Here is a 16,760-nt window from a genome sequence, read left to right on the forward strand (position 1 = left end):
AAGCATGCCATGTTGGGTATCGCGGCGAGTCCCTATATTGCGCAACGTTGGGCATCACTTTGTTCAGCCCAACCTACGCACCGAGGGCTTGTTTATCGCCCCGCATGTTTTGACCGAGCGGGCGATATCGGTGCCTGGAGCCTTACTGGACAAGGAAGAGCAAGAGAAAGAGGAAAGTTAAGCCGGTAACGCACGAAGCCCGCCTAGGCAGGCTTCGTTTGCGTGGATCCATCGCTTGGCGGTAGCGCGATAGGTTGAGGTGAGCACAAGCGAACCCCAACATCAGCAAGCCATGTTGGGTGCCGCTTCAATCAAGCCACTCTACTTGCCACCTAACCGCCTAGTCCCTTTTACGTCCCATATATTAGGGGTGGGTGCACGCCGAATTATCAATCCGATCCGTAAACATCGAGCGCCAAGTCAATCTTCATTTCACCGAGCAATCTGAGCAAATGGAATGGCAACGTATCCCCAGTATTCCCATCGGAAAACCATCCAACGAAAAACTCGACGCGATCACCTTTTTCACGAATGCTATTAAATAACGCCATATGCCTCGATAAATCAGCCGAGACCCGATTCAGAGTCACATGCAGATCCTCATCGTTATCACGCCGATCGATGTTGAACGTGCAGTAACTTGCTTTGTAGGTGCCCTCCAGCTCCGCCCCTGCCGGGGTTGTACGCTGATCACCAACTTTATGCATGTGAACGGGCTGCATTCCCAGCTCCTTGCTTAATTCAGCCGGATCAAAGGATGTGCCGAAAAAGCGCAATGACATTTTGAATCGAAATGCGTTCATCAATCTCCACCTGGCAAATAGCTACCTTTGGGTCCGTTATTTATTGCATTTCCTTCATGATCCCCAGTAATCACATCACCATTTGGGGCGATGCCGGTCCAGTCGCGCGGACCTGCTCCAACGCCCTCTTTAATACCGTGAACATCGTCTTTACTTAATCCAGGAACTTGATCAATTGGCCTAGTTCCTGCTGGGCAATCTTTTGGCTTCGACCCCGGCTTGGGTTTTGCCATCATTGCTCCCAACTCTATTGCAGCTAGTGAGGGCACTATGCAGACAGGTCCCCCAGCAGCACATAGAGCGCCCCAGTCATCCTTGGGATTGGTTCTTGTCGGCTGCGGCACCTCAGGTATCCAAGGTAGCGGAGCTAGACGATTCCCGGGAACAGGTATAACAACTTGCAGACCCAATGGATCTATATAATTCAAAGGGCTGTTAAAACCATAGACGTAGGAATCAATTCCACCTCTGAGACCTAGCGGATCAGATTGCAGATAACCACCTATGCTCGAGTCTCGAGTCCTATAGCCGTTGTTATTTAACCCACTCTCCGCATCGTAGTATTGCCCCGGAAAGCGCAGATTGAAGATGTAGCCATTGCTTGACGTTGGCGCCTGCTCCCCGAACGTATTCCCCGCATAGCTCCATTGCCACAGCGTCGCCCCCGCCGTATCCGTCACCGCACGTGGTGTACCCAAGCCATCCGCATGGATGTAGCTCACCGTACTGGCCGTGCCTGTCGCGTCCACTACCGCCACCGGCAGCTCATCGAGCCACACATAGTCACGTGACCCGGTTGCGGACTGCTCGGTCAGCAACCGCGCCGCCTCGTCATAACCAAAGCGCAGATCGACAGCCGCTGGAAGGGTCGCTGTCTTGCGCACCCGCTGCCCGTTAGCGTCATAGACATAACTCGCCACATCCTGACCATTGCGGTTGACCGTTTCCAACCGGTGACGTGCGTTGTAGCGATACACGTACTGATCGCCACCCAGCTGACTGGTCACCGTACTCCCGGCCGCATCGTAGGTACGTGATGCATCACCGGTCGCGGTGAGGCGATGGGTGCCGCTGGCATAGGTGTACGCACCCGTAGCCCATAGCCCACCCGTCTTGCTCAGCCGATCCCCGGTCTTGTTATAGGTATAAGCCTCAACCGCTTTACCCGTGGCGTCGTTGATACCGGCAAGGCGTTGCAGCGGGTCGTAGCTGTAGCTCTCGCTGTTAGCCCCGGCGAGTGCCGTGATATTGCCTGCCGCATCGCGTGTCCATTGCAGATTAAGCACGGGACTGGTGACGCCGCTGATCTGGCCGTTGGCATCGAAGCTGCGGGTAACGGCGTGACCGTTGCCCAGGGTGTAGCTGGCGATGGGGCCGAACGGTTGATACGTCACCGCTGTGACCAGCGGCACCGCACCACCACCGACCGGAGTCAGCGTAGCCGCCGTGACCTGGCCGCCACTGTTGCGGGTGTAGCTGACCTGGGCACCGCTGGGATAGGTGATCCCGGCAAGGCGACTCGCCGATGTGTAGCTGTAGCGGGTGGTGGCCGGGGTACCGGCAACGGTGAGCTGTTTCGAGGCCAGTCGGCCCAAGCGGTCATAGCAATACACCGTGTTGGTGCCATTACCTTCGACGATGCGCGTTAGCCGCCCGATGGAGAACGAGCCGGTGCAGCCGGTGACGCTATCCGCCTCGTCGTAGATGTAGCTCACGTTCTGCGTGGTGTCGGTATAGCTCTGTGCGATGCGCCTTCCGAGCGCGTCATAGCTGAAACTGGTGGTGACACCACGGGCATCGGTCTGACTGAGGCGATTACCGGCGGCATCGTAGGTGGAGCTGGTGGTGCCGGTATCGGGGCTTTGCAGGGTGGTCGCGTTGTTGAGACCGTCGTAGCTATAGGTGGTGTTGAGGCCATCCGGGTCGCTGACGCCTTCGAGGTTGTCGCGGGCGTCGTAGGCGAACACGCTGGGGGTGTTCTGTGTTGCTGTGTCGGTGCCGTTGTAGTTGTCGAGCGTGCTCACCAGACGATTCAGCCCGTCGTAGCTTTGCTTGCGCTGCACACCCAAGGCATCGGCGGTATGCACGAGGTTGCCGTTGGCGTCGTAGCTATCGGTATAGCCGGCGTTGAAGACGGTGCGGTTGAGCGCATCGGTAATGGCGGTGAGCTGACCCAGGGTGTTGTAGCTGCGCGACAGTGTGCGACGCACGGTGCCGGTGCTGTCGTAGGTGTCTTCTTTGGTTTTGTTGCCGGCGGCATCGAGGGTGTAGTGGATGCGGTTGCCCAGGGCGTCGGTAATGTCGGTGAGGCGATGCGCCGCATCAAAGGTGTAGCTGGTGAAGACGCCGTCGGGGTCGGTGACCTTGGTGACGTTGCCCGTGGCGTCGTAGGCGATCTGGGTGACGGCATCTTGTGCGGAGGCCGAGCCATCGGCATTGGCGCGCACAGTACGGGTGAGCAGCCAACCGCGCGGGTGATACGTGAGGTCCGTGATGATGCCGTTAGCATCGCGCTGGCGAATCACGCGACCGTTTTTGTCGTAGGCCACCGTGGTAGCCACATGACCGAGGGCATCCGTGACTTGATAGAGATCACCGGCGCGATGGCAGGCGCCACCGGCGGTGCCGCAGCCGGATTCGTCGGTAGTGAGGTAGTAGCGGTAGTTGGTGATGTCGCTGATGTCGGTACGTGGACCGGTGGCGCTAAGCAGCAAGCCGACGAAGGGGCACTGAGTACTATCGACAGCGCTGCAATACGTATAAGTCCAGCGGCGCACACCGGCCGGTGGGGTGCCGGTCGCCGCACACGTATACGACGCAGCCGCTGGAATCGCTGGGTCGACCATGCAGCGGGCCAGTGTCTGGCCGATGGCGTTATAGACCCAGGCGCTTTGGGCGACAGTGGTGCCGCTGGCGTCGAGCACCGTGCGGGTCAGTGGCGTGCGCAGCCCGGTGTCCCACGTCGTCCGGGTCGTGCGTTGGTTACTGGTGCCCGACGCGTCGACTTGCTGATTGAGCAGGCCGCTGGCGTCGTAGGTCGTTGTCGCGACGTTGCCGCTGAAGTCGGTGGTCGAGGCGGGGTAGCCATTGGCATCGTAAGTCGACTTGGCCGGCAGCGAACCGCAAGCGGACCCACAGGGACTGCTCACCGCCCCCATCCGGGCCACTCCATTGACGATGGTTAGGCTATATGACGCCGTCAGTCCACTGGGAAATAGGATTTGTCGCCCCTGATCGCCGTTGTACTGAACCGAGAAATGGTTGGTATCTAAAGCATGCGATGTGGAGATCGCGCGCCAGTTAATGTCGTAGGCAAACGTGGCATAGCGGACACCCAATCCGTCCACGATGCCCGTTAAGGCCGAGGGCTGATGAGTATCAGCGACTAAAGGGGTTTCGTTGTAGACATAGGTCCGGCCGGCTCCACCGGGATAAGTCACCGTGGCAAGGTTGCCGGCAGCGTCGTAGCTGTACTGAAGCGCAGTGCCATCCGGTAGCACGACCTGACTAATGCGCTGGCTGGCATCGTAGATGATCGATAACGCTCGCCCTAAAGCATCCGTTACAGAAATCAAAAGCCCAGGTGCGGGGGCGATGCCCACGGGTGTCTGCGCATCGCTATAAGCGAACGTCATCAGCCGTCCATCGCGATCGACGATGCGCTGCAAACGGCCGCTCACATCGTAGTATTCGGTATCTCTTGAGCTGGAGACGATGTAAGCCCAGCCGGCATAATTTCCGTTGCTGTCCCACAACCGTTTAAAGGTGTCGCCCACACCCGCATCGGTGACCCAGGCGATACCGTCGAGGGTTGAAAAGGTAATGACACGGCCATCGTCACGATAAGCGCTCACTTGGCGACCGTTTCCCGCCAAGCTCACCTGCCGGCTGTATGAACTGCGCCAATGATGCCCAAAGCCGCGCTCAAGTACCGTCATGTCGCTGTTGTAGTAGCGATAGAACGTCAGCAGGCCAAGATCGATGTCCTGCTCTTTTTGAAACTTATTGCCAATACCCAGGCTGATGGGATTTCCGATCATGCAGCCACATAGGCCGCCGCCAAGATTCTTTCCCGGATCCGGGCTGGCCGGGTCAATGTCCCAAAGCCACGGCCCCACATTGCCAGGAAAGTAGCCACCCTGAATCTCACAAGTCCCACCGGCACCGTCCGTCTGAGTTGAACTGCACATGTAGACGACGCGCTGCCAGCTAAAGGCCGGGGTGTAACGATCCTGACAGTAGCCCGTCCAGCCCTGATGCCCGTTAACAACGCTCCACCATTGAGCACAGCCATTGGATGCTTCTTGATGTGTCGTCGCCTGGGCTTCATTAAGACGCGGACAGGTCGCACTCAGCAAGTAAATGGCTACCAGCCAGAAAAAATACTTCATCATCGTTCAATCCCTAAACATTGGAATGCACTACTTGGAGAGTGGGACTTTGAGGCTCTCAGGGCTGGTGCGGCTAAACAGGCGTAATGGCGCGCATGAGCGCTTGTTTGATTGTCGTCTGCTAGCGAGTACCGCAAACCCACTGATGAGCGACTTTATACCAGAGACGTAAGTCCATCAGCCGATGTGACTCACCATAGCGAGATCATGACAAGCAGGCTTGCCTGTTAGTGGACGCCACGGATCGTAGGTTGGAGTGAGCGCACGCAACCTCAACGTTGTGCCATGTTGGGTATCAGGGCGAGCCTCAACGTTGCGCAACGTTGGGCATCACTTCGTTCAGCCCAACCTACCGACCGCGCAAATTGAGGTGTTGGGATGGTGGTGAGTATGCGCAATGGCCGTAAGATGCCGGCGCTGGATACAGACATCACCATAAGCGAACGATGAGATGAAAGAAGTCGGCGATATCAACCTCAATCGGCTGGTGGTGTTTGTCGCCGTGGTCGAAGCGGGGACCCTGGCCGGAGCCGCGCGACGGCTTGGCGTTGCCAAGGCGTTGGTCACGGCGCATATCCAAAAGCTTGAGACCGAGCTTCGCGCCACGTTGCTGGTGCGCACGACTCGCAGCTTGAATCTGACCGAAGCGGGCAAAGCGTTCTTTGAGGCGAGTCGCTCGATCGTCGAGCAAGCCGAGGCTGCTATCGAATCCGCACGTTGTCATGGCGGCGAAGCCACCGGCACCCTGCGCATCACCGCACCGATGGACTATGCCGGGGCGGTGATAGCACCAGTGGCTGCCGCATTGACTCAGTTGCATCCATCGCTGCGCATCGATCTGGTCACCGCGGACCGCGTACTGGACCTGGTCGCCGAACGGGTCGATGTGGGCATCCGCCTCGGTTGGCTGGCTGATTCCAGCCATCAGGCGGTCAAGTTGGGCAGCTTTGCGCTGTGGCTGGTAGCCAGCCCGGCGTTATTGCGCGCCGGCGGCGTGCCGCAGCGCCCGCGAGATTTGTCGGGACGCCCGATGGCCGCGTTCTCGGTACTCGACAAACCGGTTCATTGGACCTTCGCTGGGCCGCAGGGAGAAACCGAGGACGTTCGCTTCGACCCGATGTTCACCGCCGACTCGGTCGTTGCGCTGCGCCAAGTGGTACTGGCCGGCGCCGGGTTTGGCGTGATGACTGATTTCGCCGTGAGCCAGGACATCGAAGCCGGCAGGCTGATCCGCGTGCTGCCGCAATGGAAGCTGCCGGTAGGCGGTATCTACGCGGTATTCCCGGCGTCGACGCAACGCGCGCTCAAGGTCAAGGTTTTCATCGATGCCTTGCGCGCGCATGTGCAGGGAGCAAAGAGTCACGACGGTGCCGATGGGTGATGCAGTGCCGCGATGATTTGCGCGGCGACATCGCCGATAGCCGTGCCATAGTCGAGGCTGATGCCAAGGCGCACGACCACCAGTCGCTCGGACGGCACGATGATGATGTATTGGCCGAGTGCGCCGCGGGCGTAGAACATGTCCTTAGGTAATTGTGGGATACCCCAGGGCGCGTCCCATACCGGCACCTTGCTGTCGCTCACCCGATTGGTCCAGAAGCCTGCACCGTAGCCGGTCTTGAGTGTCTGCGAGTGACTGTAGTCCACCCACCCTTCGGGAAGAATGCGTCGTCCGTTGACGACACCATCGTCAAGATAGAGCTGGCCGAAGCGGGCAAAATCGCGTGCCGATGCATAGACATGGCTTGAGCCGACCGGCGTGCCGACGGCGTCGGTTTCGATGACGGCATTGCGCATGCCCAGCGGTGCGAACAGCTCGCTGCGTACGAAGCGTTCGGCAGCAACGGCACCATCGCTACCAGCCGTGTTCATGGCGATGCGGGAAAGCAGCACATAGCCAAGGTTGCTATAAGCCCAAACGGTACCTGGCGGATGGGCGAGCGGCATCTTCACCGCATAACCGGCCATGTCGCCCTCAAGGAAAAACATGCGCGTCATCGGATTGACCGGCCCATCGGTCTCATCGAAAGGTAGCCCGCTATCCATCCGCAACAGTTGATCGATGGTAATGGCGTGACGCGGATCGCCCGGCGCGGCCCACGCCGCGATCGGTGCCGGCTGATCCAAGCGCAATTTGCCCTGCTGCACCAGGATGCCGATCAAGGCACTGGTGATCGACTTCGACAGCGAATGACCCCAGATCGGCGTTTCCGGCCCATAGCCAGGGGCGTAGCGCTCCGCGATAAGTTTGCCATCGTGCAAAACGACAACGGCCTTGGTCAGTCGCCGGGTCGCCGGGTCCGGTTCGGCAAAAGCGAGATCAAGGGCCTGGCGCAATGCCGGATCGGCGGGCTCCACCACACCCGACTCAGGGAACGCACCCGGTATGGGAGCGTCCTTGAAACCTGCAAGCTCAGGTACCGGGTCACCGTCATGCACAAGCACACAGCCCATACCCTCTCGATAGACGGCGCGTGCGGCGAAAGCGCCCAGCACCGTGGTGCGCACCTCGCGCTTCTCGCGGTCCACCTGATAGTGCACGGCCCATCCGATGCTGCGCATATTGGGCAGTTGCTCGTCCTTGAACATCCGGTCCGGGTCAACCTGCGAAACGAATGCCGCCGCGCAAAGCGAGCGACTCACCGAATGGGTGGCGACATGAAAAAGATCCTTGCCCGATACCGCTATAAAACCGCTGCCGGCAACGGCCAACGCCAACACGGCGGCGCTGACTATCTTGATAGTGCGAGAAACCATGCTGATGCTCCCCCTGCGAGTTGGTTCGGTCACGTTGGCGTCTGGTAGCAGTGCCGATGTGATCCGCTATGTTCCTACTTACAGGGAGAGATGACATCTGCCGCAGGGCGTACCCCCTCCCAACCTCCCCCTACAAGCAGGGGGAGGGGCAAAACCACGCACGCACAAGCTCACGTCACTAGGCCCCCTCCCCTGCCCGCAGGGGGAGGAGCAAGCGCAAAAAAAGCCCCGGCTGAGCGAGGCTTTCTTGAAATCACTACGCAGTCTTATGGCGCCTTGAGTACCGCCGTCAGGCGCGCCTCACGCGAAATGGCTGGATGAATCGGCCGCACCGGCGCTGGAGTCAGCGCCAACTCCGCACCCTCATTTCGCACTTCATTGGTACATATACGGAAGCAACTGGCATAGGCAGCCCGGCAATTGGCCAGGCTGTCGCCATCGGCGACACAAGCCTGCACGCCGGCCTCGCAAAACGAGCAAGGCTACACGTTGGCGCGAGCAGTACCCGCCGCCCCCAACATCGCGGTGACTGCCAGGCATACAGATAACGTGACGTGACGCATCATACGTTCCCTCCTCCCACGGATACCCCTCTGCGGCGATCGTACTCTCAATCGCCGACAGTCCTCGGATCATGAATCGATCATTTTTGAAAAGCTCTTCATGAAAAGCGAGTCGGGTATCACATAGAAATAGCCCATGTGCATGGCCTTCTCTATAAGATCGGGCTTCGTAAACACATCAAATTTATCCTTTAATACGTTGATGTACTGTTCGACGGTGCGCGATGAAATAGACAAGAAATCCGCTATGCGTTTCGCTGTCCCACCTCGTAGCAAGAAGAACAAAACCTCATACTCACGACGCGTCATATCGACATGAGACCCGGCGCTGTCGATGACAAAGCTTCCTTCGGAGATCTTGTTGCTTGATCCATGCGTCGGCCGCATGTTGCTGAAGTAGGATCTGAGCGCGCCCGCATTGATCGCCGTAATATCCGTGCCATGAAAAAGGACGCCCCGGATATTGGTGCCCTCATCGAAGAACGGCTTTTTAACCACCAGAAAAGCTCTCCACTTCGCGTACTTGACGCGATGCACGTTCAGCGTCCTTATGGAAATCTGCCTCTCCATGACATATTTGTCCTGATCGCGAAATACTTTTCCGTGCGAAGCGATTTCGCCCGGAAGGTCAAAATCCGTAAGGCCCTCGACCGATTTATCGGCATCAATGCCGACCAGCTCTTTGAATTCGGCATTGGCGTACAAAAATTTGGAATTTTGGTCTTTACATGCGCATGCGCCAGGCATTTGATCGATCATGGATGAAAGCGCTGAACTGATAGGTACTGTCATCTTTAACACCCTTTGCAAAGTCATAGTAATCGTCAAATTTATGTGACGGAACGTGCCTGACTCCTTCCATCGAATTGATCCGTAAAAACCCGCCTTTAACACGTTCATTCATATAGGTGAAAATCAAACTGACATATCGATGAAGAAGGCTTATTCATCATTATTTATATTGCGCGAACAAGACCATCAGCCGGACTTTGCAGCACCTCTTAAAGGGGCGCGCAGATGACTTACCAGGCCACATTGCCCGAGCTGAACGCCTGAACCATTCACGGCCGTATCGCACATGGGGACGCTGTCGATACGCAGGCACGCTTTAAATAAACCGTGCTCGCAAGCAACGCTTGCCTGATGCCCGCAATAAGATCGAAAGCAGCGTGACGCCAAAGTGAAGCGTTAACAGCAAACGATCTATTTACAAATACCCATTACCTTGCACCAGTGCAGACAACTGCATAAGCGAGCGCAGCTTATCAGGGCAAAGTTATAAAAAATGTGTCGCACATGCCAAGCAATTACCAAATTTTGGTTAATTCGTCATCGTTCATACCATTCGTTTGACGATCGCATGAAAAGGCCGTGAACAAAACGTCCATCCGCAAACACCCGTTAAGTTATATAAAATAATTAACCGCAGATAAGCAGATTAAATTATTAATCATTACCCTTGCCATGCCGCTGACGGCCGGACTGCATTCCGGCGACCGCCAGAACGCACGAAAGGGCCGACCCGACGAATCGGGCGACCCAAGCGATAGCGATCAAGTTATATAAGGCATGGATGACGCCCGGCCGATGCCGGGCGCCATCATTGCAGCACTTAAGCAACCATCGACGAAGGTTTGCTGTCCATAACAAAACCGTCATAGTCGGCGTCGGCTATTTCGCGCAGCCTTTGGCGATACGCACCGAGCCCGCCAAAGTAGAACAGCACCCTATTGCTCTTGCCGGGGATGTTCGCGCCAAAGATCCAGGATTTGACCTGCGGGAAAAGCGTGTAATTGGCAATTTCCTTGCAGGTGGCAGTCCATTCGTCCTCGGCACTCCGAGTGGCCTCGATCAAAGACTTGGACCCGCTCTCGGCCGCCCCGATCATCTCGGCAACCCATTCGACCTGAGTCTCGATGCCCGCCGCCAAGTTGCTGAAGACGCTGTTGGGACCGAGGATCATCAGCAAGTTCGGAAACCCGGAGGTGGCGATGCCCAGGTAACTGCTCGGCTCATCCTTCCAGTGCTGCTGCAAACTCTCGCCACGCCGGCCGCGAATGTCCATCTGTCCATAGCTGCCCTCGACACATTCGAATCCGGTGGCGCATACCAGGACATCCAACTCGTGCTCGACACCGTCCTCGGTAATCACCCCGTTCGGCGTCATCTCCTTGATCGGATTCTCCTTCAGGCTGACCAGGGTCACGTTATCGCGGTTGTAGGTCTCGTAATAGCCGTTGATGCACACCGGGCGCTTGGCGTAGAGATCCGTCGGCGTCAGCTTTCGCGCGGTCTCGGTATCTTTCACGATCTCTTTGATCTTGGCGCGGATGAAATCGGCGGCAGCATCATTGGCGGCCGGGTCCACCGCGATGTCGGAGAAGGTGCCGAACATAAAGCGGAAGCCGTTGCCGATATCCCAGTGCTCCTGAAACACGCGCTGGCGCTCTTCAGCCGATACGCTCATCGCAGAGACGGCGCCCTCATCGAAACCGCAACCGATGCGCGTGGTTCGCAGCTTGTCCCAGATCTGCTCGTAATTAGCCTTGTAGTCGGCCACATACTCATCGCTGACCCTATCCGGCCCGGCCGGGACGCAGTACTGCGCCGAGCGTTGGAATACCGTCAATTGCTTGACCGTTTTCGCCGCCGCGCAGATGAACTGGACGCCAGTGGACCCGGTACCGATGATGCCTACGCGCTTGCCCTCCAGCTTGAGATCCGCGGGCCAGCCGCTGGTGTGTACCAGCTCGCCGCGAAATGTCTCCCGCCCCTTGATCTCCGGGTAGTTGGTCTTCGACAGCACACCCACCGCGCTGACCACGTAGCGCGCGGTGAATACCTCGCCTTTATCCGTGGTCAGGGTCCAAATATGGCGAGCATCGTCGAATACCACCGAATGAATGCCGGTATTGAGCTGAATATCCCCACCAAGATGGTGCCGCTCGACAATGGCATTCAGATAAGCACGCATCTCGGGCTGATGGGCGTAGCGGTTGCGCCAGTCCCAGCCGTCGAATGTTTCCTTGTCGAACGAGTACCGATAGAAAAAGCTCTCGGTGTCCGACCTGGCGCCCGGATACTGATTCCAATACCAGGTGCCGCCGACGCCACCGGCCTTATCGAAGGCCCGCACTTTCAAACCAAGCTCATTGCGCAGCTTGTGCAACATATAGATACCGGCGATCCCGGTGCCGATAACGATGGCGTCGAAGTCGGTCTTTATATTAGTGGCCACAGCTTGACTCCTTGATGCTCCTTCTCCGCGCCTGGTCAATCGGCAGACGCGGTGTTGGAGTAGTTTCTGGAAACCACCTGTTCACCCGATGCGCTCGGGCGTTCAACGATGGTGCTATAGGTGCTCGTGATCGCCTCGAAAGCAGCGGTTTTGTCGGGGTCGGTGCGTTTGGCCACAGCTCGCTCGGCGCTATCTCTGTTGCGGTTGGCGTGGATAACCTCGCTGGTCGCCGGGCGCCTGACGTTTTCGTAGCGGCGCAGCGCGGCTGCCGTGTCATCGGCCTGGGTCAGCTCGGCCCGACCAAGCTCGGCGGCGAGAGTGATCGCGTCGACAATGGCTTGCGAGCCACCGTGGGCGCCAACGGGATACATCAGGTGGGCCGCATCGCCGAGCAGGGTCACCCTGCCCGTCCCCCAACTGCCCAGCGGATCGCGATCGACCATCGGATATTGCAGAATCAAGTTGCTGCGCATAAGCAGATCGGCGACGTCGAGCCAGCCGAAATCCCAGTTCGCATAATGCGGCAACACATCCTCCAGCCGCCCCGTATAGTTCCAGTCGGTGTCGACCGGCAAACCATGGGTGGCATCGGGAACCAGGCAAACCCAATTGACCAGCGCGCGCCCTTCTTTGGTATGACTGGGCGAAATCGGATAGGCAACCAGCCGGGACGAGTGTTCGTCGTTCGCCACAATCATCGTGCGCCCATCGAGGAAAGCGCCCGTCTCGGTCACGCCGCGCCACATCCGTACTTTCGCCGCCGACAACTGAGTCCGCTCGGGATGGAGTTGCGAGAGCACCGCCGAATGCATGCCATCGGCGCCGATCAATGCGCCGGCATCGAAGGTAACCGTCGCGTCGGCCACCCGGTCGTGCGCGTAGACGCGGATGCCGTCGCGCATCTCTTCAAAGGTATGCAGGCGGATGCCGGTGCGAACCGCGTCGACGCCGAGCCGCTCGCGCACGGTATCGAACAAAAGCATCTGCAGTTTGCCGCGATGAATCGAATACTGCGGAAACTTATTACCGGCAGCGATGCCTCTCGGCTCAGTCCAAAGTGTTTTTCCGGCGTGATCGAGATAACGCAGCTCACGGGTAGCGATACCGATAGCGGCTAGCGCACCACCCAGCCCTAATGCGGTCAGCTCTGCAATGGCAGGCGGCTGAATATTGATACCCACCCCGAGCTGACGGATTTCGCTCGCGGCCTCCAGCACCAGAATTTTCTTGACCCCCTGCGCGTGCAAGGCCAATGCGGCAGTCAGGCCTCCGATGCCTGCGCCGGCGATCACGACATCAGCATGAGTAACGGTGCTCATAGCGACGGTTAAGCTCCCAATGCAGGTTGCGCAACGATGGTCGAACCGATGACGGGCGAGAGCCCTCGCTTGACTGCCGCGGGACCCTTCATCCGCTTCATGCTGTGTTTGCGAAGTACCGGGTTTGCGCGACGCTGGCCTCGCAGGGTTCGCAAGCGAAAAGCAATGCCGCCACTACTTAAGCAGCAGAGGCATCGCTTGCCGGAACATTGGATCCGTCGCCAGGCCGCAGCAAACGTCAGCTATGGATCGAGGCCACCGAATAAACGTGCGGCGTCGCTTTCGCCAGTTCGGCGCTCTTTTGTGCATAAGGCGCGGCGGAAGGGTCCTCACGCGTTGCCTTGATATCGTCCAAGCTGCGCCATTGAGCATAATTGACGACTCGGGTGCCGTCTTTGCTGGCGAGGATGCTCACCGAAATAAAACCCGGACGCTTGCGTATTACTTTTTCGACACCTTCATTCAGGACATTAATCAGCTCCTGCTGTTTCGATGGTTCAACATCAAAAACATTAATGAAAGTCACTGTGTCGTCGGCGCGAATGACTGCTTCCTTCTTTGGCACGATGAATACTCCTACGTGATCGTAAATGTCATACAACAGGTTCACGGCACGCCAGACCCGCTTACGATGCCGTTCCATGCAAAGTTATTGCGGAGCAATCATCGGCACATCTGTATTTTCTACGATAGATCGGCGGTCTTTGCAGAAAACCATGCATTACGTAAAAGCAAAAATCATTCCGATGCACCAAGCCATTCGGCGCAGGCATATTCCATGCCCGCGCCGAAAGGTCACTGCATCGCTAACAGCCCCATCACCGATTTCAGACCGGCACTGCCTCCACCACGCTTAGGCCGCTGCTGGTCGGGACAATGCGCGACAGCTCGAATCCAGAGGCATGAAAGAGTGCCTCGAATTCACTGACCGTCCGTTCACGCGCACCCAACAGTACGAGCATGTGCAGATCCAGCCATTTGCCGAAGAATGGCTCCTCCCCCGGCAGCAACACGAGTTCGACGATCAACAATTTCGCGTGCGCGGGCATCGCCTCGCGGCAGTGTCGCAGAATAGTCACACTGCGCTCGTCGTCCCAATCGTGCAGCAACAGGGAAAGCACATACGCATCGCCACCTGCAGGAACCTTGACGAAGAAATCGCCACCGACCGTACTGCAGCGCTCTGCCACCCCGGCGAGGGCTAATGGCTCTTTCGCGGCGTCGGCCACGTGAGGCTGATCGAACAAGATTCCGCGTGCGTTCGGCTGGCCGCGCAAAATGGCGGTGAGCAGCGCGCCATAGCCCGCGCCCACATCGACGATCGTGTTGAAAGGCGAAAAGTCATAGGCGGCTACCACGGCGCCGACAACCTCCTTGCTATAGCCAACCTGCGCCTGGTTGAACACGCGATCGGCCTCGGGATGTTGCGCAAGGTAACCGAAGTAGCTCATACCAAACTGCTTCTCGAAAGCCGTCCCGCCGGTCTTTACGTTATGCAGAAAATCGCCCCAGGCGCTGTACTGCTCTTCGCCGTGCATGATCGCCTGCGGCCGCATGGAATCGGGCGTATCGCTGCGCAACAGTGCCGCCAGCGGGGTAAGCGCATAGCTTCCAGGTTGCGCCTCGGTGAAGACGCCGACGCTTGCCAGCGCTCGCAGCAAACGCTGTAGCAAGGTGGCATCGGTGTGCGTCGCCGCGGCCAGCTCATCGAGGGAGCGCGGCCCGTTATCGAGCAGGTCGGCCACGCCTAATTTTGCGGCGACATACAGCGCCTGCGTCACCCAATAACCGGTAATCATTTGAAGGAGGGACACGTGCGGCGGAATGGATACCCTCGGAATATTCTGAGTCATATGCATCTCCTGGAAAGTGATATTTGAATAGGATGGATGGTGAATGGTGAAGAAAATGTCTCGCCGCTCACCCATCGAAAATTACACGGATAACGCTTATTTCGGTTACGTGGTTTCTACGGTTAAACGTCTATTTGCCATCTGATAATTTGAGTCCATCGCCCACAGAAGGTCATGCGCCCCCACTAGGCAAGAGCCCATTCGGCAGACGGTGAATTGAGTATTCACAACCGGCACGGACAACCGCTGGTGGACGAGGCAGACACTCCGTACGGCGCATTCAGAATCCGCGCCGCTCTGTGCATCGCCCAGATACAGCAGCTCGCAAAACGCGATCGATACGGATTGGTCGCGTCATAGCAACCGAAACTTAACTGGCGAGATGATCCCCATGTCCCGATTGTTGACCGTGGTCAGTAACGAGGAAGACTGGTCGCCGCAAAGCTGGCGCCATCGTCCTGCGCAGCAGCAGCCCCAGTACGAGAATCACGCGGCACTGACGCAGGCCACCGACAAGCTGGCCCGGCTGCCGCCGCTGGTTACCTCCTGGGAAGCACAAGAGCTGAAGAGAGCGCTGGCCGAAGCACAGGAAGGACGGCGTTTCCTTTTGCATGGCGGGGATTGCGCGGAGAGCTTTGTCGACTGCACCAGCGACATCATCGTCAATCGCCTCAAAGTGCTGTTGCAGATGAGCCTGGTCTTGGCGCATGGGCTGAAGCAACCTGTGATCCGCGTGGGCAGGTTCGCGGGGCAGTACGCAAAGCCGCGCTCTAACGATCTGGAGATACGCGACGGCCAGTCTCTGCCTAGCTTTCGCGGCGATATTGTCAACGGACCCGAGTTCGACGAAGCCTCCCGTCGCATCGATCCAGAACGCTTGTTCGACGCGTATGCACACTCGGCGCTGACTTTGAATTTCACCCGCGCCCTGGTCGACAGCGGCTTCGGCGATCTGCGCCATCCCGAGCACTGGAAGCTGGACTGGATCGAACATTCTCCGCGCGCGGTAGAGTATCGACGCGTCGTCGGAGAAATCGCCGATTCGCTACGCCTGATGAAGACCTTGGGCGGCCAGTTCGGCGATGGCCATGTAGACGCCGGCTTCTACACATCGCACGAGGCGCTTCTGCTGCACTATGAGGAGGCCTTTGTCCGTCGCGTACCGTACCGGCGCGGCTGGTACAACCTGTCCACGCACCTCCCCTGGATCGGCATGCGTACCAGTGCGCTCGACGGTGCGCATGTCGAATTTTTCCGCGGCATCGCCAACCCCATCGCGGTGAAGGTCGGCCCCACGACAAAGCCCGACGATTTGCTGCGCCTGATCGACGTACTCAATCCCTACGAGGAGCCGGGCCGGCTGACGCTGATTACCCGCATGGGCAAGAACAATATCGCCGACGCGCTGCCACCGCTGCTGCGTGCGGTGCGGCATGCCGGGCGGCGCGTGCTGTGGGTAGCCGACCCCATGCACGGCAACACCGAAAGCACCGGAAACGGCTACAAGACCCGGCGCTTCGACAACATCCGCGACGAGTTGGATCTGGCTTTCAACATCCATGCCGCCGAAGGCACGCGCCTGGGCGGCGTGCATCTGGAACTGACCGGCGAGGACGTGACCGAATGCCTGGGAGGTGCGCGCGACCTGGCCGAAGCCGACCTCGCCAGAGCCTACAAAACAGCGGTCGACCCACGCCTCAACTACGAGCAGTCGATGGAGCTTTCCATGCTGATTGTCTCGGCCGGCCGAGCGGCGCCTTCGGACATCCGCTCGACGGTTAAAAGCATGCACACGATGGGCGGTTCACTTTGAGTTGAAAGCGAACAGCGGTGCCC

General features: G+C 58.3%; 11 protein-coding genes. 2 read left to right on the forward strand and 9 right to left on the reverse strand.

Features of this window, described 5'->3' with window-relative positions:
• Window positions 1-389: 389 nt before the first annotated feature.
• On the reverse strand, window positions 390-803 hold the full coding sequence (locus DVJ77_RS20385) for a DUF4279 domain-containing protein (protein WP_114847372.1): 414 nt from the start codon (window positions 801-803) through the stop codon (window positions 390-392).
• A complete protein-coding gene (locus DVJ77_RS20390; protein ID WP_114847373.1) occupies window positions 803-5,197 on the reverse strand; it encodes an RHS repeat-associated core domain-containing protein in 4,395 nt (1,464 codons plus the stop codon). The genes DVJ77_RS20385 and DVJ77_RS20390 overlap by 1 nt, the downstream gene beginning before the upstream one ends.
• 448 nt (window positions 5,198-5,645) lie before the next feature.
• Here DVJ77_RS20390 and DVJ77_RS20395 point away from each other — a divergent pair, with 448 nt between their 5' ends.
• Window positions 5,646-6,575 carry a LysR family transcriptional regulator gene (locus DVJ77_RS20395; RefSeq protein WP_114847374.1) on the forward strand — a complete coding sequence of 310 codons (930 nt, stop codon included), beginning with the start codon at window positions 5,646-5,648 and terminating at the stop codon, window positions 6,573-6,575.
• On the opposite strand, the gene DVJ77_RS20400 is transcribed toward DVJ77_RS20395, so the two are convergent.
• From DVJ77_RS20400 to DVJ77_RS20430, 7 genes are all read right to left on the reverse strand, one after another.
• Window positions 6,554-7,951, reverse strand: a complete 1,398-nt coding sequence (locus DVJ77_RS20400) for a serine hydrolase domain-containing protein (protein WP_114847375.1) — start codon at window positions 7,949-7,951, stop codon at window positions 6,554-6,556. The genes DVJ77_RS20395 and DVJ77_RS20400 overlap by 22 nt on opposite strands.
• 266 nt (window positions 7,952-8,217) lie before the next feature.
• Complete coding sequence (locus tag DVJ77_RS20405) at window positions 8,218-8,409, reverse strand: hypothetical protein (protein ID WP_114847376.1); 192 nt, start codon at window positions 8,407-8,409, stop codon at window positions 8,218-8,220.
• A gap of 174 nt (window positions 8,410-8,583) precedes the next feature.
• Window positions 8,584-9,306, reverse strand: a complete 723-nt coding sequence (locus DVJ77_RS20410) for a helix-turn-helix transcriptional regulator (RefSeq protein WP_162791622.1) — start codon at window positions 9,304-9,306, stop codon at window positions 8,584-8,586.
• Between the two features lie 820 nt (window positions 9,307-10,126).
• The gene (locus DVJ77_RS20415; protein WP_114847378.1) at window positions 10,127-11,752 is read right to left on the reverse strand and encodes a flavin-containing monooxygenase; all 1,626 of its coding nucleotides are present in this window, start codon (window positions 11,750-11,752) and stop codon (window positions 10,127-10,129) included.
• Window positions 11,753-11,787: 35 nt separating this feature from the next.
• Entirely contained in the window at window positions 11,788-13,071 is a 1,284-nt protein-coding gene (locus DVJ77_RS20420) for an FAD-dependent monooxygenase (RefSeq protein ID WP_114847379.1), read from the reverse strand.
• Between the two features lie 238 nt (window positions 13,072-13,309).
• Window positions 13,310-13,714: an antibiotic biosynthesis monooxygenase family protein gene (locus DVJ77_RS20425; protein ID WP_114847380.1), complete on the reverse strand. Its 405-nt coding sequence runs from the start codon at window positions 13,712-13,714 to the stop codon at window positions 13,310-13,312.
• A 184-nt stretch (window positions 13,715-13,898) separates the two neighbouring features.
• On the reverse strand, window positions 13,899-14,924 hold the full coding sequence (locus DVJ77_RS20430; protein WP_114847381.1) for a methyltransferase: 1,026 nt from the start codon (window positions 14,922-14,924) through the stop codon (window positions 13,899-13,901).
• A gap of 391 nt (window positions 14,925-15,315) precedes the next feature.
• On the opposite strand from DVJ77_RS20430, the gene DVJ77_RS20435 reads away from it, so the two are divergent.
• A complete protein-coding gene (locus DVJ77_RS20435; RefSeq protein ID WP_114847382.1) occupies window positions 15,316-16,737 on the forward strand; it encodes a class II 3-deoxy-7-phosphoheptulonate synthase in 1,422 nt (473 codons plus the stop codon).
• Window positions 16,738-16,760: the final 23 nt, after the last annotated feature.

The organism is Dyella tabacisoli, from assembly GCF_003350925.1.
In the GTDB taxonomy this organism is placed as follows: Bacteria; Pseudomonadota; Gammaproteobacteria; order Xanthomonadales; family Rhodanobacteraceae; genus Dyella_C; species Dyella_C tabacisoli.

Bases quoted from the DNA above. Each gene is read 5' to 3' on its own strand.
- DVJ77_RS20385 (WP_114847372.1), bottom strand. From the start codon at position 803: ATGAACGCATTTCGATTCAAAATGTCATTGCGCTTTTTCGGCACATCC.
- DVJ77_RS20390 (WP_114847373.1), bottom strand. From the start codon at position 5,197: ATGATGAAGTATTTTTTCTGGCTGGTAGCCATTTACTTGCTGAGTGCG.
- DVJ77_RS20395 (WP_114847374.1), top strand. From the start codon at position 5,646: ATGAAAGAAGTCGGCGATATCAACCTCAATCGGCTGGTGGTGTTTGTC.
- DVJ77_RS20400 (WP_114847375.1), bottom strand. From the start codon at position 7,951: ATGGTTTCTCGCACTATCAAGATAGTCAGCGCCGCCGTGTTGGCGTTG.
- DVJ77_RS20410 (WP_162791622.1), bottom strand. From the start codon at position 9,306: ATGACAGTACCTATCAGTTCAGCGCTTTCATCCATGATCGATCAAATG.
- DVJ77_RS20420 (WP_114847379.1), bottom strand. From the start codon at position 13,071: ATGAGCACCGTTACTCATGCTGATGTCGTGATCGCCGGCGCAGGCATC.
- DVJ77_RS20425 (WP_114847380.1), bottom strand. From the start codon at position 13,714: ATGGAACGGCATCGTAAGCGGGTCTGGCGTGCCGTGAACCTGTTGTAT.
- DVJ77_RS20430 (WP_114847381.1), bottom strand. From the start codon at position 14,924: ATGACTCAGAATATTCCGAGGGTATCCATTCCGCCGCACGTGTCCCTC.
- DVJ77_RS20435 (WP_114847382.1), top strand. From the start codon at position 15,316: ATGTCCCGATTGTTGACCGTGGTCAGTAACGAGGAAGACTGGTCGCCG.